Annotated in this window: 14 protein-coding genes and 1 rRNA gene; 5 read left to right on the forward strand and 10 right to left on the reverse strand. The window is 69.2% G+C overall.

What is annotated here, in order from left to right; genetic code table 11:
- Nucleotides 1–26: 26 nt before the first annotated feature.
- From atzF to IEY84_RS23130, 7 genes are all read right to left on the reverse strand, one after another.
- The gene (gene atzF / locus IEY84_RS23100; protein ID WP_183549599.1) at nucleotides 27–1,709 is read right to left on the reverse strand and encodes an allophanate hydrolase; all 1,683 of its coding nucleotides are present in this window, start codon (nucleotides 1,707–1,709) and stop codon (nucleotides 27–29) included.
- Nucleotides 1,706–5,404 (reverse strand): urea carboxylase, encoded by a 3,699-nt coding sequence (gene uca, locus IEY84_RS23105; protein ID WP_183549597.1) that lies wholly within the window; start codon nucleotides 5,402–5,404, stop codon nucleotides 1,706–1,708. Before uca ends, atzF begins: the two co-directional genes overlap by 4 nt.
- Nucleotides 5,401–6,198 carry an urea amidolyase associated protein UAAP2 gene (locus tag IEY84_RS23110; protein WP_229788943.1) on the reverse strand — a complete coding sequence of 266 codons (798 nt, stop codon included), beginning with the start codon at nucleotides 6,196–6,198 and terminating at the stop codon, nucleotides 5,401–5,403. Before IEY84_RS23110 ends, uca begins: the two co-directional genes overlap by 4 nt.
- Nucleotides 6,195–7,049: an urea amidolyase associated protein UAAP1 gene (locus IEY84_RS23115; RefSeq protein ID WP_229788945.1), complete on the reverse strand. Its 855-nt coding sequence runs from the start codon at nucleotides 7,047–7,049 to the stop codon at nucleotides 6,195–6,197. Before IEY84_RS23115 ends, IEY84_RS23110 begins: the two co-directional genes overlap by 4 nt.
- Nucleotides 7,050–7,516: 467 nt before the next feature.
- Entirely contained in the window at nucleotides 7,517–8,299 is a 783-nt protein-coding gene (locus tag IEY84_RS23120; RefSeq protein ID WP_183549593.1) for an HAD family hydrolase, read from the reverse strand.
- Between the two features lie 76 nt (nucleotides 8,300–8,375).
- Complete coding sequence (locus IEY84_RS23125) at nucleotides 8,376–9,608, reverse strand: RNA polymerase sigma factor (protein ID WP_183549591.1); 1,233 nt, start codon at nucleotides 9,606–9,608, stop codon at nucleotides 8,376–8,378.
- 1 nt (nucleotide 9,609) lies between these two features.
- A complete protein-coding gene (locus IEY84_RS23130) occupies nucleotides 9,610–9,987 on the reverse strand; it encodes a YciI family protein (protein ID WP_183549589.1) in 378 nt (125 codons plus the stop codon).
- 165 nt (nucleotides 9,988–10,152) lie between these two features.
- Between IEY84_RS23130 and IEY84_RS23135 the strand changes: the two genes are divergently transcribed.
- Nucleotides 10,153–10,974: a nicotianamine synthase family protein gene (locus tag IEY84_RS23135; protein ID WP_183549587.1), complete on the forward strand. Its 822-nt coding sequence runs from the start codon at nucleotides 10,153–10,155 to the stop codon at nucleotides 10,972–10,974.
- A gap of 151 nt (nucleotides 10,975–11,125) precedes the next feature.
- Here the strand turns inward: IEY84_RS23135 and IEY84_RS23140 are convergent, their stop codons facing one another.
- Nucleotides 11,126–12,010: an LLM class flavin-dependent oxidoreductase gene (locus IEY84_RS23140; RefSeq protein WP_183549584.1), complete on the reverse strand. Its 885-nt coding sequence runs from the start codon at nucleotides 12,008–12,010 to the stop codon at nucleotides 11,126–11,128.
- Nucleotides 12,011–12,142: 132 nt separating this feature from the next.
- On the opposite strand from IEY84_RS23140, the gene IEY84_RS23145 reads away from it, so the two are divergent.
- Genes IEY84_RS23145 through IEY84_RS23155 form a run of 3 tightly spaced genes read left to right on the forward strand, consistent with a single transcriptional unit; the run spans nucleotide 12,143 to nucleotide 15,115 of the window.
- Nucleotides 12,143–12,571, forward strand: a complete 429-nt coding sequence (locus IEY84_RS23145) for a YciI family protein (protein ID WP_183549581.1) — start codon at nucleotides 12,143–12,145, stop codon at nucleotides 12,569–12,571.
- A 27-nt stretch (nucleotides 12,572–12,598) separates the two neighbouring features.
- Nucleotides 12,599–13,828 carry an RNA polymerase sigma factor gene (locus IEY84_RS23150; protein ID WP_183549578.1) on the forward strand — a complete coding sequence of 410 codons (1,230 nt, stop codon included), beginning with the start codon at nucleotides 12,599–12,601 and terminating at the stop codon, nucleotides 13,826–13,828.
- Between the two features lie 21 nt (nucleotides 13,829–13,849).
- Nucleotides 13,850–15,115: an Nramp family divalent metal transporter gene (locus tag IEY84_RS23155; RefSeq protein WP_183549575.1), complete on the forward strand. Its 1,266-nt coding sequence runs from the start codon at nucleotides 13,850–13,852 to the stop codon at nucleotides 15,113–15,115.
- A 71-nt stretch (nucleotides 15,116–15,186) separates the two neighbouring features.
- Here the strand turns inward: IEY84_RS23155 and IEY84_RS23160 are convergent, their stop codons facing one another.
- The gene (locus IEY84_RS23160) at nucleotides 15,187–15,987 is read right to left on the reverse strand and encodes a siderophore-interacting protein (RefSeq protein WP_183549572.1); all 801 of its coding nucleotides are present in this window, start codon (nucleotides 15,985–15,987) and stop codon (nucleotides 15,187–15,189) included.
- A gap of 119 nt (nucleotides 15,988–16,106) precedes the next feature.
- On the opposite strand from IEY84_RS23160, the gene IEY84_RS23165 reads away from it, so the two are divergent.
- Entirely contained in the window at nucleotides 16,107–17,399 is a 1,293-nt protein-coding gene (locus tag IEY84_RS23165; RefSeq protein WP_183549569.1) for an MFS transporter, read from the forward strand.
- A 308-nt stretch (nucleotides 17,400–17,707) separates the two neighbouring features.
- Here IEY84_RS23165 and rrf read toward each other — a convergent pair.
- Nucleotides 17,708–17,824, reverse strand: a 5S ribosomal RNA gene (rrf, locus tag IEY84_RS23170).
- Between the last annotated feature and the right edge of the window lie 158 nt (nucleotides 17,825–17,982).

A 17,982-nucleotide genomic window follows, 5' to 3' on the forward strand; every position in this document is an offset into this window, starting at 1 on the left:
CCATCAGAGGGAATGGCCCTTTCCGATCAGCGATAGCGGCGCCATCCTCCGTACGACGAGATATCGGCGGCCCCCTCGACAGCGAACGGCTCGACCAGAAAGCCGGAGACCTCCGAGCCATCGGCCAACCCGACCTTTCCGATGGCCATCGGAGCAGGTACGCCGCCCACGAACGCCCCGAAGCTCGCGGCCGGGACGCGCCAGAGCTCGCCCTCGATCCGCACCCCGGCCCCGCGAGGGCCCACCCGGACGAGGCCGGGCTTGGGCGGCACCGTGTCCAACGCGAACAGCCGGTAGTCGGCCGAGGTCGCGGCCGGGCGCAGCAGCGTCGCGCCGGCCTCCACCAGCTGGTGGTTGAGCGGCATCCCCGACAGATGGGCGCCCACCACGAAGAGATCGACACTCGGGCTGAGCAGCGCGTGGCCGAGCGCCGCCAGGGTGCGGTCGCTTCCAGCGGCCCCGGTCAGCATCACCCCGAACGGCAGCCCGTCGACCTGGCCGGCCGGGACCGCGAGCGAGGCCATGTCGAGCAGGTTCGCGAAGTTCGTGTAGCGGCCGAGGCGGGCGTTGGCGCCGACCGGATCGTCCGCCACTTCCAACAGGGTCGGATGCCAGGTCGTCGTCGGCGTCAGCAGCGCCGAGCAGCCGGCGAGCGCCGCTCTCCCCTCGGCCCCGAGGCGCGCCAGGACGGCCACGTCGCGCGCCCAGACGGCTGCAGTGGCCGATGCCCCGGCGAGGACGATCTCCGTGACCGTCGGGTCCAGGCCGGTCCCCACGAGGTCGCGGTTGGCTTCGAGGTGGGAGCCGACCGCGGCGTACCTCTCGGCGACGAAGGCGCCCTCGTAGAGCAGCCTGGCGGCCTCGAGCAACGGAGAGATGTCGACCTCGACGACCTCGACCCCGGCAGAGGCCAGCCGCGCGACCGTCCCCTGGAAGGCGGCTGCCCACCCCGGGGCGAGCCCGTCGAGATGCTCGCCGGTCGGCACGGCCACCCTCGGCACCGGCGGCGGTCCGGCGCCCGGCGGCAGCGTACGAGACAACGGGTCCGCAGGATCGGGACCAGCCATCAGCTCCGCCGCCGCCCGCGCAGACCCGAGATCGCGGGCGAAGACGGTGACGCAGTCGAGCGTGTAGCAGGCGGGTACGACGCCGGTGACCGGAACCAGCCCGCGCGACGGCTTCACACCGACGATGCCGTTGAGCGCCGCCGGCACGCGGCCGGAGCCCGCGGTGTCGGTCCCCAGCGCGAGGTCGACCAGCCCGAGGGCGACCGCGACCGCCGACCCCGACGAGGACCCGCCCGAGATCCGGTTCGGGTCCCAGGCGTTGCGGACCGCTCCGTACGGGCTGCGGGTGCCGACCAGCCCGGTCGCGAACTGGTCCAGGTTGGTCTTCCCCACGACCAGCGCCCCGGCCGCCCGCAGCCGGGCGACCGCGGTGGCGTCAGCCGTGGGCCGATACGCGAACGAGGGTGCGCCTGCGGTCGTCGGCAGGCCGCACACATCGATGTTGTCCTTGACCGCCAGCAGGCGGCCGGCCAACGGCAAGACCTCGCCGCCGGCCACCTTCGCGTCGATCGCGGCGGCCTCCTCGAGCAGCTCGTCCCGCGTACGCAGCGAGATCCAGATCTCCGGGCGGTCCGATGTCTCGATCCGGTCGAGGGCCGCGGTGGCGCGGGCGACCGCGCCACCCGGGAGCGAGTGGATCAAGGCCTGGCCCCCTCGACCGGCCGCACCGCGGCGATGACCTGCCCCGGGGCGATCTGCTCGCCCGGCCTCACGTAGAGCTCGACCACCTCGCCCGCGACCGGTATCGGGACGCTCGCCTCCATCTTCATCGCCTCGACGACCATCAACGGGGCATCCTGCGTCAGCCTCTCCCCGCGGCTCGCGACCATCTTCCAGACGGTCGAGGTGAACGGAGCGGTCACCTGCACGCAGCCGTCCGGCACCTCGACCTCCGACGGTTCGCCGCGCGCATCGATGCGGTCGCAGATGTCGAACTCCCCCGCCTCCTTCCAGCGCTCGCGCTCCTCCTCGAAGGCGGCCGACTGCTGGTCGCGGAAGGCCCCGATCGAGTCCGCGTTGGCGGTCAGGAAGCGGTCGTACTCCTTGATCGAGAAGGTGCCCTCCTCGGTCTCGAACTCACCGCGGCCGGCGTCGACCTCCGCCCGCAGCTCCAGGAGCTCGTCGGCGGAGACCGGATACCACTCGATCCGGTCGAAGAACCGCAGCGCCCACGGGTCGTCGTGGAAGAGCCCGCCCGCGGTCGTCGACCGCCGAAAACGGTTGAAGACCTGCGTGGTGCGCCCGACGAGCTGATACCCGCCCGGCCCCTCCATCCCGTAGATGCACAGGTACGCGCCGCCGATTCCGACCGAGTTCTCCGCCGTCCACGTCCGTGCCGGGTTGTACTTCGTGGTCACCAGCCGGTGCCGCGGGTCCAGCGGCGTCGCCACCGGCGCACCCAGATAGACGTCCCCGAGCCCGAGAACCAGGTACGACGCGTCGAAGACCGTCCGGTAGACCTCCTCGACCGAGGCGAGCCCGTTGATCCGGCGGATGAACTCGATGTTCCACGGCGCCCACGGCGCATCGTCGCGTACGCCGGCGGTGTAGCGCTCGATGGCCTCCCGGGTCGCGGGGTCGTCCCAGGAGAGCGGCAGCCGCACCCGTCGCGAGGGCACGGTCAGCTCCGAGGTGGCCGGCAGATCCTCCTCCAGCTCGCGCAGCAGCCCCGCGACCTGACCGGCGCGCAGGACCGTGGAGTCGGTGTGGACCTGCAGGGAGCGGATCCCCGGCGTGACGTCGATGATGCCCGCAGGCGCATGCTCGGCGAGCGCCGACTGCAGCGCGTGCACCCGCATCCGGAGACCCAGGTCGAGAGTCATCGGCCCGTACTCGACCAGCACGGAGTTGTCCCCGCTGCGCCGGTAGGTGACCTCCGGTCGCTCCGGAGTCCCGGGCAACCCGCCGAGGACGCCGTCGTCGCCGTCGCCGGCCGCGCCGTCCAGCACCGTCAAGGAGGCACGGTGATCGACCAGGCCCGCGGCCCTGTCCTCACGCACCGGCACGAACCGCACCGCGTCTCCGGGCCGCAGCTGCCCGATCTTCCACAGCTCACCGCTGGCGACCACCGCCGGACAGACGAAGCCGCCCAGCGACGGCCCGTCGGGGCCGAGGATGATCGGGGTGTCGCCGGTGAAGTCGAGCGACCCCACCGTGTAGGGGGTGTCGTGGATGTTCGAGGGATGCAGCCCGGCCTCGCCGCCGTCGGCGCGCGCCCAGGTCGGCTTCGGCCCGATCAGGCGTACGCCGGTGCGAGCCGAGTTGTGGTGCACCCGGTAGCTGGCCGAGTAGAGCTGGTCCAGGTCCGATCGGGTGAAGAACTCCGGGGCGCCGTGCGGCCCCTCGGTGACACCGATCTCCCAGCTGTTGGTCAGAGCCGGCCGCCGCGACGCCGGCGTCGCCGCGGGCTGCGCCTCCGGGTCGATCGCCGTCCCCGGACGGAGCACGTCGCCACGTTGGAGCGTACGTCCGGCGTGCCCGCCGAACCCGCCGAGCGTGAACGTCGAGGCACTGCCCAGATACTCAGGGACGTCCAGGCCGCCCCGGACCGCGATGTAGGCCCGCAGACCCGGCCCGTCGGTGCGGCCCAGCGTCAAGGTGGACCCCGCCGGGAGCTCGAGCGGCTCCCACTGCGGGGCCGGGACGCCGTCGACGCTGACCGGCATGGGCGCCCCGGTCACGCAGACGACCGCAGGATCGGAGAAGAGCAGCGTCGGTCCACCGGACGTGGTCCGGCCGGTGGCCAGCGGCACCGTGACCTCGAGCCCCGGAGCGCCCCGGTGGTTGCCGACCGCCAGATTGGCCTCGGCGAAGGAGACCGAGTCGAACGGACCCGATGGCGGCACACCGACCTGCCAGTAGCCCACCCGGCCGGGGAGGTCCTGGACGGTGGTGAGCACTCCCGGGTCGAGGACGTCGATCCGCGGGTCAGGGTCGCCGCCCCGGCCCTGCTTGGCGCGTTCGGCCAGGGTCGAGGTCGAGTGAGTGGCCGAACGGAGCTCGGCGAAGGTCGTCATCGCGCGCAGCGCCGAGAGGTTGGTGACGATCCCGTCGATCCGGGTCTGCGCGAGCGCGGAGCCCAGCGTGTCCAGCGCCTCGTCGCGGGTCGAGCCGGTGGCGATCACCTTGGCGAGCAGCGGGTCGTAGTGGGGTGAGACCTCGAGCCCGCTCTCGATCCACGAGTCCACTCGGACGGTGTCGGTCGGCTCCGGCAGGACCGCCCGCGTGACCAGACCGGACGACGGCATCGAGTCCTTGGCCGGATCCTCGGCGTAGACGCGTGCTTCGACGGCGTACGCCTGGGGTGCAGGGCACTTGCGGAAGAGCTCGTCGGGCAGGGCCGTGACGCCGTCGCGGGCCAGCCGCAGCATGAGCGCGACGATGTCCAGACGCGTGGTCGAGCTCGTCGACACCACCTGCTCGGTGACGGCGTGCTCGACCTGGAGACGCGTGTTCATCTCCAGGAAGGAGACCCGTTCGCGGACCGGGTCGTAGACGAACTCGACGGTCCCGGCCGAGCGGTAGGAGACCGACTTGGCGAGCTGGCGCGCGGAGTCGTGCAGGACGGTCCGGACGTGCTCGGGGAGCGCCGGCGCCGGCGCCTCCTCGATCACCTTCTGGTTGCGGCGCTGCAGCGAGCAGTCGCGGTCGCCGAGCACGGCGACCTGCCCCTCCCCGTCACCGAAGATCTGGACCTCGACATGGCGGGCCGGGCGCACCAGGTGCTCCAGGAACACCCCGGCGGTCCCGAAGCTGGTCTGAGCGAGCCGCGCGACCCGCTCGAAGGCGACCCGGACGTCCTCCTCCGAGCTGCACGCGGTCATCCCGATACCGCCACCGCCGCCGGTCGCCTTGACCATCACCGGCAGCCCGATCCGGGCAGCCTCCTCGACCGCCTCGTCGGGACCCGAGAGCAGCCCCGATCCGGCCAGCATCGGCATGCCGGCGTTCTCGGCGAGCCGGCGGGCCGAGTGCTTCTCACCGAAGGCGCTGATCTGCTCGGGCGTCGGACCGACGAACCGAAGCCCCGCCGCCTCGACCTCCCGGGCGAAGGCCGCGCTCTCGGAGAGGAAGCCGTAACCGGGATGGAGCAGCCCCGCGCCGGTGCGCAGGGCTGCCGCGATGATCAGGTCGCCACGGAGGTAGGAGTCCCGTGCGGGCGCGGAGCCCAGACAGACCGCCTCGTCCGCCTCCCGCACGTGCGGTGCCGCTCGGTCTGCCTCGGAGAAGACCGCGACCGTACGCAGGCCGAGCTCTCGCGCCGTGCGCATCACTCGGCGGGCGATCTCTCCCCGGTTCGCGACGAGGACGGTGTCGAAGGATGGACCAGATGTCATGAATCGGCCTCGTACTCGAGGTCGGTGTCCGGCTCCGAGACGATCATCCGCAGGGGTGTCGGGTTGAAGTCGTTGCAGGGGTTGTTCATCTGCGGGCAGTTGGAGATCAGCACGAGCGTGTCGATCTCCGCACGCAGGGCGACCCGCTTGCCGGGCGCCGACATGCCGTCGACGATGCCGAGGGCACCGTCCTCCTCGACGGGCACGTTCATGAACCAGTTGATGTTGGAGACGATGTCGCGCATGCCGAGCCCGTGCTTGGCACCCTCGGTCAGGAAGTTCTCCCGGCAGCCGTGGTGATACATCACGTGGTGGCCATAGCGCAGCGTGTTGGACTCGCGCGAGCACGCGCCGCCGATGGTGTCCTGGCGGTCGATCTCGTTCTCGACGACGGTCATCAGGGCACGACCGAGATTGCTGCGCAGCACGGTCCCGGTGCGGATGTAGGCGTTGTCCTGCCACGCGAGCGTGTCCTGAGCGCTGTAGCGCTCGTCGGTGTGGTGCGCGTTGTAGAGCAGGCAGTCACCCGACTGGTTGCCGCCGACATCGACGATCGTCAACACCTGCCCGGCACGTACGACACCCGACCACGAGGCCCGCGGAGCCACCTGCTCATCCAGCACGACGGCACCCGGCACCAGCGGGTCACCCCACTCCAGGTGAGTGTTGTCGGCGTACGACGCCCCGACCGGGACGCTCGAGATCAGCTGCCCGTCGGGCGTCAGGTAGGTGGTCGTCGGAACCGGAACGGTTGTCACAGGCATCATCACCGGGTTGTCGATCGTGGTTGTCACAGGCCCCGAGCCTCCGCATAGTCGAGTGTGTTCAGATACGCCCGGCGGACCTCGGGAGAGGCGTCGAAGCGCTCGTCCGCGGGGGTGGTCGGGAAGGTCTCCGGCGTACGCCACGCGTGGACGCGCAGCGGTCCGACGACGTACTCCGGACGCGGGTCCCGCGGGTGCGGGACGTTGGCGATCAGCACGATCAGCGGGAGCTCCGCGACCAGCTCGACCGCCGTCCCGGCCCCCGAGGAGCCGAACCATTCGAAGCTCCCGTCCGAGGCGACCCGGACTCCTTGGAAGAACGACACCGAAGGAGGTACGTCGGCCGGTCCCAGCCCGTGCTTGGCGGCCGCCTTCACGAAGAGATCACGGCCGGCAGGCGCGGGGCCCTCGGGAAGCGCGGTGCCGTAGCGCAGCGCGTTCCAGGCGGCGGTGCTCGTGCCGCAGAACGCGTCGTGCCGACCCGATGTGTCGGTGAGGATCGTGGCGAGCACCCGGCCGTCCCCGGAGAGCAGCGGGTGGCCGGCGCCGAGGTAGGCCTGCCACGGGATCTTCTGGGTGTCGGCGACGTTGAGACGCTCGGTCGGTTCGAGCGCGTTGTAGACGAGGGTGTGGGCGCAGGCCTCGCCGGTCGGGTCCTCGAGCCGGAGCCGCGTGCCGCGGGCCAGGACCTTGTGGGTGTAGCCGCCGGGCGCGACCGTCTCGGCCCATGTGAGGCTGTCGGGCGCGACGTCATCTGGACAGAACGGGCTCGACGAAGCCGGTAGGTACGGCATCCAGTCGCTGACCTGCCCCCCTTGCGCGCGAGCATCTGCCCGTGCGTTCAGCACCGTGTCCGTGCTGTGGTCTGCAGCTAGCGCCACCCAGTCCTCCTTGAGCATGTTGAACCTGTCGACTGACAGGTAAGCACGTACGTCAAGGGCATCGGGGGCAAACCATGACTGTTGGGAACCTGACTCCGAAATGTGGGGCCGGAGTCGGCGAATATCTTCCCTGTCGGTCGATCGATTCTTATCGTTTTCCCCGAGGACTGGCTAGGGGTCACTGACCATTTCCTGCCGAATTCACGCTCATGGTGCCGCCTGATGGAGCGATCTCACCCGAGCAGAGGGCCGAGAGACCTCCTAGTAACTATCGATGGACAGTTAACAGCGGCTGAATGGTTTGGGACACCGATCCGGCAGTGGCACGACACCGTGCCGAGGAGCGGACCAGATCATCGGACGATTCTCCGATTCCACTGACATCAGTCTCCGCGAGTGGGATCCTGACCCAGATCCGAGGGAAGCCCCGAGACGCCGATGCTCGGTCTCGGGCGATCAGCCGGGGTTCAGCGCCCCGACTGCTTCGAGCCCCACGGCACGACATTTCCGGAGACAAAAGTCCGCGATTCGGACCCGTTCCGTGGCTCCGGCACCCCGACCATCGCGACGAGCTCACTCAGGTCACCGATCGTCGGCCCGTTCCACTCGGGATCGAGGTCGGGCACGCTGTCCGGCCGTCGAGCCGGGTCCTCGGGCAGGAAACGTACGGCTCTCATGCCCAGGGCCTCGGCACCGTACAGCTCGCCATCGCCGCCGTCACCGACGTAGACGCACTCGGTGGTCGGCACCTCGAGCGCGGCCGCGGCGACCATGTAGGCGCCGGCGTCAGGCTTGCGTACGCCGGTCTGGCACGAGAACGAGACCGCGCCGAAATGCTCGCTGAGCGGGCTGTCCGGCCAGACCTCGGTCGTCGCGCAGCACGAGTCGGTGACCAGACCGAGGCCGAAGCCACGCTCACGCAACGCACGCAGGGCCGGAAGCGCCCAGGTCGCGGCGTGCAGGGAGAGCGTGAAATCGAGGCGGCGCCGGATGGCTGCTTCGACCTGGCTCTCGGTGGGGACCGCCCCCAGCCGCCGGGACAGGTAGCGCACCGTGTGATGCACGCTGGCCATCAGGCCACGGGTCCGCTCGTCCAGCGTCTCAGCCGTTGCCGCCGCAAATGCCGCAGGGTCGACCCCGAGGTCCGCTCCCATCCCGCGAGCCATCGCTGCTCGCTCGGCTCTGGAGCCGCCCGGGATCAGCGTGTCGTGAAGACCGAAGAGGACTGCGCGCACGCCACCCTCGTCCATGGACTCACCCTAACCAAGTTCCGATCGTTGCTGAGCCACTTCTCCCGCTGCCCGGCACATCTGCGTGATTGTTCAACTACGAACGGTCGAGGGCTTCGACCCGCCGGTTCAGGTAGCGCTGCTCGGGGACGCTGTGGGTCAGTCTCGCCGCCAGCACGTAGTGCTCCCGGGCGACCGCGAGGTCACCGGACTGCTCGAGCAGGTGCGCCAGCACGGCATGGGCCCGGTGGTGGCGCTGCATCGCCGGGTGCTGCAGCAGGTCCCGGACGATCTCGATCCCGTACTCCGGTCCGAGGCTCATCGCCACGGCGACGGCCCGGTTGAGAGTGACCGCCGGCGAGGGCGCCACATGGGCGAGCATCCCGTAGAGCAGGTTGATCTGGAGCCAGTCCGTGGCTTCGTAAGACTCCGCCTCAGCATGGACCGCCGCGATCGCCGCCTGCAGCTGGTAGCGGCCCACCGGTCCCTGGGGAAGTGCGGCCTCGAGCAGCTCCACCCCTTCACGGATGAGCGCTCGGTCCCACTGCGAGCGGTCTTGGTCCTTGAGGGGGACGAGGTCGCCGAGATGGTCGACACGCCCGCACGAGCGCGCCCGGGTCAACAGCATGAGAGCGAGCAGACCGGTGGCCTCGTCGTGCTCCGGAAGCACGCCGCGCACGATCCGAGTCAACCGGATCGCCTCGTCGGTGAGCTCGACACCCTGCAGGTCCGGTCCGCTGGTGCGGGTATGACCCTCGTTGAAGATCAGGTGACAGACGTCGAGCACGCAGGCGATCCGCTCCGGCAGCTCGTCGGGCATCGGCGAGCAGAACTCCTCGTTCTTCAGCGTCGCCCGCGCCCGGCTGAGCCGCTGCCCCATCGTCGCCTCCGGAACCAGGTACGCAGCCGCGATCTCCGCCGTCGTCAGACCGCCCACGCACCGCAGCGTGATCGCCACCTGGGAGGGGCGGCGCAACGCGGGATGGGCACACATCATCAGCAGCCGCAACGAGTCGTCGTAGGCCGAGCCGACCTCCACGGCCGCCGGGTCCGGCTCGTCGAGCCGCCGGGCCATCCCGTCGGCGACCTCCCGCCGCCTCCTGGCGGTGTCGGTGCGCAGCTGGTCGATCAGCCGCCGGTGGGCCACCCGGATCAACCAGCCGCGCGGATCGGCCGGCAGGCCGTCGCCCGGCCATTGTCGGCTGGCCGCGATCAGCGCCTCCTGCGCGGCGTCCTCACAGTCGGGAAGATCGGGGTGGACCCGGAGCAGGGCGCCGAGGACGTGAGCGGACTCCTGCCGCCACACGTCCTCGACTCCCGTCACCGTCATGTCAATAGGTTGCCACCGGCCGCAGCTCGACCGTCTCACCGGGCCCGCTGAAGCTGCGTACGACCTCTTCGGCCCGCTCCTGGGACTCGACATCGATCAGGAAGAACCCCGCCAGATGCTCCTTCGCCTCCGAGTAGGGACCGTCGGTGACGATCGGCTCGCCGGCTTCCCAGCGATAGAGCCTGGCCGAGGCCGGGTCCGCGAGTGCCTGCCCGCCGAGAAGCTCCCCGTTGGCCGAGAGCTCCTCCAGGACCGACTCGAAGGCGCCGTTGAGCTTCTCCCTCGTCTCCCGCGGCAGCGACTGGAGCTCCGGGATGAAGTCGCCCGTCGGGTGGCCCCAGGGCTGTGGGTTCGAGTGGATGAGAATGACGTACTTCATGGTTCTACCCTTTCTGGGCGCGCCTTCCGTGGGCGTGCTCACGGGGTTACGTCGTAGCCGTTCGGCGTAGTTCTACATCGTCCCAGAAACTTCCGTGCCGCGGAGCGGGTCTACCCGGCGGAACGCTCTGCGGCGGCCGTCGCCGATGTGGAATCGTGGCCGGTTGTGAATCCGGGAGCGTTCGAAGCCATCGACGAACGTCTGGTCTCCACCCTCGACGACCTCCTCGACCAGCAGTCGCTGGCGCCCGGCATCGTCGTCGACGCACTCTTCAACCGGTTGGTGACCGCGGTGCTGAGCGTGCCGGAGCCGGCCGCCGGACCGGTGCTGGCCGCCTTGCCGCCGACACGGTCACCGGCGGTCTTCCGAGCGGTGGCGTCCGCGGGTGAGCAGGCGCTCGAGCAGGCCTGGGCCGACCGGATCGCCCGCTCCTCCGACCCGACCGAGGCGTTCACCCGCTTCCCCTACCTCGAGAACTACCGGCTCCTCGTGGAGATGGAGCTGGAGGCCGTACGTCGGCAGGGCGCCGTCCCCCGGCACGTCCTGCTCCTCGGCTCGGGGCCGCTTCCCCTCACCGCGCTCTGCCTGGCCGAGCAGGGGATCGCGGTGCACTGCGTCGACCACGATGCCGAGGCGATCCGGCTGTCCTCCGCCGTTGCCGGTCGCGTCGGCACGGTCGGGGTGACGTTCGAGCACGCCGACGCCGCGGCCGCCACGCCACCGGGCCCCGTCGACGTCGTGCTCCTCGCCGGCCTGGTCGGAGCCGACGATGCGGCGAAAGCCGCTGTCCTCGACCAGGCGGTCACCCACCTCGCTCCGCGGGGCCTCGTGCTGGCGCGGAGTGCCCGCGGGCTGCGTACGCTGCTCTACCCGCCGGTCGGCCCGCAGGCGCTCGCCGGCCTGACCGTGGTGGCCGAGGCCAACCCGGAGGTCGACGCCCCCGGGACCGACGTGATCAACAGTGCGATCCTCGCCCGGCCTAGATGATTGATGCACGGGGTGGCCGTCGCGAGCGGCGCTCGGCGCCGCGCTGCCAAGGCGCCGCCCTGATGCAATACCGGGCGTCTTATGAAGGGCGGCAACGCCGGCAGCGCGGTTGCCGGGCGTCGCGTAGCAGGTCAGCCCGTGCATCAATCATCTAGAGCGCGGGGTCGAGCACCTCGGCCTTGAGCTGTGCCGCCCGCTCGATCCGCTCGGCACCGGTGTCACCCAGGTTCCACGTCGGCAGGATGAACTCGTCGAACCCGGCCGCGACGTAGCGACCGATCAGGTCCTGCAGCTCGCCGGCCGAACCGGTCTGCGTCCGGGCGAAGCCCGGGTTCTTCCCGTCGAGGTCGAGCATGAGGTTGGTGGTCGTCTTGATCGTCCCGGGATCGCGACCCACCTGCTCGCACGCCTCCAGCAGCTTGGCCCGCACCGCGCCGGCGCTCTCGGGAGTGCCCCAGGTGTTCCACTCGTCGGCGTGCCGGGCGACGACCCGCAGCATCCGCGGGCCCTTGGCGCCGACCAGGATCGGCAGCGGCGAGGCCACCGGCTTCGGCTCGCACGGCGCGTCGGTGAGCTGGAAGTGGGTCCCCTCGAAGGTCGTGCGGGGCTTGTCGAGCAGCGACCGGGTGACCTGGATGGCCTCCTCGAACCGGTCGACCAGCACCTTCGCGCCCGGCAGGTCGATGCCGTACGCCTTGTGCTCGTTGATCTGCCAACCGGCACCCATGCCGAGCACGAACCGCCCGCCGGCGATGTGGTCGATCGTCGCGGACCGGTTCGCGAGCAGCGCCGGGTGATGGATCGTCGTCGGGGAGACCAGGGGCCCGATGCGTACGTTCTGGGTCGTGGCGGCCAGCGCCGGCAGGATCCCCCAGACCTCGTGCGTCGGCCCGTCTTCCACGTCCTCGGTGCCGGTGTTGGGCATGTAGTGGTCGGCGAACCAGACGCCGTACCAACCGGCCTGGTCAGCCGCCTGCGCCTCGGCAAGGATGTCGGCAGTGGGAACGGCGGGACTGGGCCACAGCGAGATCTTCACAACCCCAACCTACCCACGAGCGAAACTCACCTCGAAAAGATTCGAGCAGCGTTGTCGATCCCGTGTAGACCTCGTTCGACCAAGGGGTGAACGGGCCGGCAAGACGGCCCGACAGACACAGGAGAAACCGAGATGCCGAAGTACATGCTGATCTGGCGCACCGTCGACGAGGACAAGCAGAACGCCGCGATGGCCGAGATCCCCTTCGAGGAGATGCTCGAGAAGATGGGGAAGCTCAACGACGAGCTCATCAAGGCGGGCGTCGTGCTCGCCATGGAGGGTCTCGACCCCGAGGAGCACACGGTCGTCACCTACGCCGACGCGGGCGAGCCGCCGGTGGTCACCGACGGTCCCTACGGCGAGACCAAGGAGCTCTTCGGGGGCTTCTACCTGATCTCGGTCGGCTCGAAGGAGGAGGCGGTCGAGTGGGCCAAGCGCCTCAGCTACTTCCCGGGTTCCGCCGTCGAGATCCGCCGGGTGCCGACGATCGACGAGTTTCCGCAGGACAACCCGTGGATCCAGAAGGAGCTCGACTGGCGCACCAAGACCGGGCAGCTCTGACCGTCGAGACAGCCCGAGGAGCCACCGATGAGTGACGCGACGCGCGCCGTCGAAGCGATCTGGCGAATCGAGTCCGCCCGCATCGTCGGCGCGCTCGCGCGCTACACCGGCGACTTCGCCCTCGCCGAGGACGCGGCGCAGGAGGCCCTCGCCGAGGCGTTGGTCGCCTGGCCGCGTGACGGCCAGCCGGCCAACCCGGTCGGCTGGCTGATGACCACGGCCAAGCGGCGGGCGATCGACACGATCCGCCGCGCCGGGGTCCAGCGCGAGAAGTACGAGGCGATTGCCCACGACCAGGACGAGGCCTACGCCGACGACCTGGACGTCGAGCGGATCGACGACGACGTCCTCGCGCTGATGTTCGTCTCCTGCCACCCGGTGCTGTCCAAGGAGGCCCGGGTGGCGCTCACGCTCAGGGTCGTCGGGGGTCTGAGCAGCGAGGAGATCGCCCGGGCGTTCCTGGTGCCCGTGCCGACGATCCAGGCGCGGATCACCCGGGCCAAGAAGACGATCGCCGCCGCGAAGGTCCCCTTCGAGGTGCCGTCGCCCGACGAGCGCCGGCAGCGTCTGGCCGGCGTGCTCAACGTCCTCTACCTGATCTTCACCGAGGGCTCCACCGCCACGTCCGGCGAAGACCTGATCCGCACCGACCTCGCGCGCGAGGCACGCAGACTGACCCGGGTGCTGATCGGCGTACTGCCCGACGAGCCGGAGGCGTACGGACTGCTCGCGCTCATGGAGCTGACCGCCTCCCGCTTCCCGGCGCGCACCGATGCTGCCGGCGACCCGGTCCTCCTCGAGGACCAGGACCGCACGAGATGGGACCAAGGTGCCGTACGCCGCGGCCTGGCCGCCCTCGAACAGGCGACCCCACGGGGCCTCGGTCCCTATGGGCTCCAGGCCGCGATCGCCGCCACCCACGCGGTCGCCGACTCCGTCGAGACCACCGACTGGGAGCGGATCATCGTCCTCTACGAGGCACTGGGCCGGATCGCGCCCAACCCGATCGTCGACCTCAACCGGGCCGTGGCGGTCGCGATGGCCCATGGACCGCTGCGCGCCCTGGAGATCGTCGACAAGATCGCCGAGGACAGGCGGCTCGACCACACCCACCTCCTCCCGACCGTACGCGGCGAGCTGCTGCGCCGGCTGGGCCGAACCGTCGAGGCCCGCCAGGAGCTGGAGCGGGCTGCCGAGATGTGCACCAACGACCGCGAGCGCGCCGTACTTCGTCAAAAAGTCGCTGATCTGCCCTAAAACCGGGTATACCTTGCGCTCATGTCACATGCAGCGAGGACCGAGTCGTCCGAAACCCCGCGCTGGCGGATCCTGGGACCCGGCCTCGTGGTCGCCGCGACCGGTGTCGGCGCCGCCGACCTGGTCGCCACCCTGATCGCGGGCAGCAAGTACGGCTACGCCTTGCTCTGGGCCGTGGTCGTCGGATGCGTCCTGAAGGTCGTGCTCGTCGAGGGCGCCGGGCGTTACAGCCTGGCGACCGGCGAGACGATCTTCCAGGGCTGGCGGCGTCTGGGCATCTGGACGACGATCTACTTCGGTCCCTACATCGTGATCTGGGGCTTCATCTACGGCGCCGCGGCGATGGCCGGCACCGGCCTGGCCCTGACCGCACTGTTCCCCTTCGCCTCGGTGAAGGTCTGGGGCATCGTCTCCGGCCTGATCGGCCTCGCCATCGTGTGGGCCGGTCGCTACAGCCTGTTCGAGAAGTTCCTCGCGGTCCTCGTCGGGATCATGTTCGTCACCATGGTGGCCGCTGCGATCGTCACCGTGCCCAACCTCCCCGAGCTCCTCAAGGGCCTGGCCCCGACCATCCCGGACGGCGCCCTGGTCAACGTGCTCTCGGTCGCCGGCGGCGTCGGCGGCACGATCACGCTGGCCGCCTACGGCTACTGGCTGCGGGAAAAAGGCTGGCACACCCCGAAGTTCATGCGGGTGATGCGGATCGACAACACCACCGCATACGTCGTCACCGGCATCTTCGTGGTCGCGACCCTCATCGTGGGCGCCGAGCTGCTCTACTCGGCTCAGATCGCCATCGGCACCGGCGACCAGGGCATGCTCGACCTGTCCAACGTGCTCGCCGACCGTTACGGCGACTGGTTCGGCAAGCTCTTCCTGATCGGTTTCTGGGCCGCTGCGATGTCGTCCCTCGTCGGCGTCTGGAACGGCGTCAGCCTGATGTTCGCCGACTTCATGGGGACCATCCGGGGGAAGGCGGACGAGCCCGAGGCGAAGAGCGGTGGCCTCTGGTACCGCGCCTACATCCTCTGGCTCACCTTCCCTCCGATGATCTGGCTCCTGCTGGCCGACGAGCCCACCTGGCTGATCCTCATCTACGGCGTGCTCGGCGCCTTCTTCATGCCCTTCCTGGCGATCACCCTGCTCTGGCTCCTCAACACCCGCCACACCCCCACGGAGTGGCGCAGCAAGTGGGTCTCCAACATCGGCCTGATCATCTGCGCCGTGATCTTCGCCTGGCTCGCCTATGACCAGATCCGGACCTCCATCACCAGTCTTCTCGGATAGGGCCCGCTCGACCATCACAACCCGATGACGAAGGCGGCGAGCACTTGCTCGCCGCCTTCGCCATCAAGTGGCTAGGCCTGGGCCTTGCCGATCCGCCAGTAGCCGACGAACGTGATCCGCGACTTGGGGACGCCGAGCGCGACCAGGTGACGTCGCCCCTCGGTCGGGATCGTCCGCTCACCGACGAGGTAGGCAGAGAGCGTTGCCGGATCCTCAGGTGTGAACGACTTCAGCTCGGCCAGCGCCAGGGTCCCGGCCCGGTCGGCTGCGTCGCCGCGCGGCAACCAGCGCACTTCGACGCCCTCGGGCCCAGCGACCTCCTGTACGTCTTGGGGTGCCGGGACCTCGATGACGGCCAGTCCCCGGACATCCTCGGGCAGGTCACGGAGAATACCGAGGATCGCCGGCAGGGCCGATTCGTCTCCGACGAGCAGGTGGAACGAGGCGTCCGGAGCGAGGTCGAAGCCTTTGCCCTGGTCCAGGAGCACGACCCGGTCGCCGGGCTGAGCGCCGCGCGCCCACGGGCCGGCGATCCCGAGATCTCCGTGGACGACGAAGTCGACGTCGATCTCGCCGAGCTCGGGCCGATGCTCGCGCACGGTGTAGCTGCGCAACGGCGGGCGGTCCCCATGGGTCAGATACTTCAGATAGTCGACCATCCCGAGCTTCTCCGGGACCACGTCGAAGTTCGTCGCCTCGCCGCCGGGCCTGGGCAGGAAGAGCCGGAACCACTGGTCGAACCCGTGCTGCGGGAGCCGCTTCAGGTCGTCGCCCGCGAAGGTGATCCGAACCATGTGCGGAGTGACCTGCTTGTTGTGGAGCACCTCAGCGGCGTACGTGCCTCTCAGCTTCCGGCCGTCCTCGAATCCCATCATCAACTCCTCTGACTCAGGTAAGGCTTACCTGACTTGGGTCAGGGTAGCGCGCACCGCACGGCCGACGAGACGAAAGTCGGTTGACGCGTCCGTCGTGCAGGTTGAGGCTGGACGGCATGTCCGCCGACGAGCTTCCCGGCTGGAAGCGCAACGCAACGATCTTCCTCGCCGGGCAGACGGTCTCCCTGCTCGGTTCGATGCTGGTGATGTACGCCGTGATGTGGCATCTCACCATCGAGACCCGTTCCGGCTCGGTCCTGATGCTGAGCCTCGTCTTCGGGATGTTGCCGCAAGCCTTCATGTCGATCTTCGGCGGCGTCTGGGCGGACCGGCATCACCGCAAGTTCCTGATCATGGGCTCCGACGCCACGATCGCGGTCGCCACCCTGATCCTGGCCGGCTTGATGGCCAGCGGCATCGACGATCTCTGGATCATCTATCTGGCCCTGGCGATCCGCTCGGTCTTCGCCGGCATCCAGATGCCGGCAGTCACCGCGATGATCCCGCAGATCGCCCCCGAGTCTCAGCTGCTCCGCATCAACGGCGCCTTCCAGACCATCCAGTCCGCCATGGCGCTTCTGGCGCCGGCGCTCGCCGCGGTCATCTACGCCAGCATGGACATCGTCGCCGTCTTCTTCATCGACGCGGCCACAGCGCTGATCGGCGTGGGCCTCCTCGCCCTGGTCCCGGTCGCACGTCTCGTACGTTCCGACCAGGGCAAGGTCTCCTACTTCGGTGATCTGCGGGCAGGCCTGAAGTACGCCTCCACCCATGCGCAGGTGCGTTGGATCCTGGTGCTGTTCACGCTGGTCATGGTCATGGTCGGCGCTCCGTCCTATCTGACCCCGCTGATGGTCACGCGCACCTTCGGTGACGAGGTCTGGAAGCTCACCGCGAACGAGCTGTTCTGGGGCTTCGGCATGCTGGCCGGTGGCGCCGCCATGGCCACCTTCGGGCCCAAGATCGTTCACAGAATCCGGCTGATGGTCGGGTCCGTCATCCTCATCGGGCTGCTGGTCGTCGGGCTCGGTGTCTCGACGAACATGTGGATCTTCTTCGCCTGTGGCCTGCTGATCGGCGTGCTCTTCTCGTTCTTGAGCGCGCCTGCGATGACGATCCTCCAGGAGCGCGTCGAGCCCGAGATGCAGGGACGTGTCTTCGGCATCGTCGGCATCGTCATGTCGGTTGCGATGCCGCTGTCGATGGTCGTCTTCGGACCGCTCGCCGATCAGTTCTCGGTCGAGTCTCTGCTCGTCCTCGCCGGCGTGATGCTCTTCGTCGTGGTGGCCGGCATCCTGGCCATCCCCGGCGCGCGCCGCTCTCTGGCCGCCGTCGATCTTCCGAAGGAGCTCCCCGAACCTCCAGCCGGGGGAACCCCGGACGAGCACGCACCGCAGAGCGTCAAATAGCAGCTGCCCGGCACCTCGAGGGCACCGGGCAGCTGACGAAGCTCGCGATCAGCGGCTGGCAACCAGCTTGATGGCCACACCGAGACCCGCGGCGACGACGGCGGCGATGATCAGCTTCTTGACCATGGGTGACTCCTAGTTCGACGATGTTGATACGGACTCCAACTATGACATTGGAACCCTGCATCGATACCCACGTCAACCGGGCGTGGCGCGAGGAGTCCACGAGAATCACCTCGACAGCTCGAAAACATCGCTACAAATAGCAGCAGGGCCACCTCCGAAGAGGTGGCCCTGCGCAAAGTTATGTCCGGCGGCGTCCTACTCTCCCACAGCCTCTCGGTTGCAGTACCATCGGCGCTGAAGGGCTTGACTTCCGGGTTCGGGATGGGACCGGGTATTTCCCCTTCGCTATGGCCGCCGTAACTCTTGAGATCACGCTCACCCTACTTCTAGGGGAGATGACCAAACCTGTGTTACAACAGTTGGTTGTGGACGCGAGACTTGACGGTCTTCGTTTGTTGTTTTTGTTGAGGGTTTATGAAAGATAAGCCCTCGGCCTATTAGTACCGGTCGGCTGGGC

It is taken from the genome of Nocardioides albus, from assembly GCF_014648255.1.
Taxonomy (GTDB): domain Bacteria; phylum Actinomycetota; class Actinomycetes; order Propionibacteriales; family Nocardioidaceae; genus Nocardioides; species Nocardioides albus.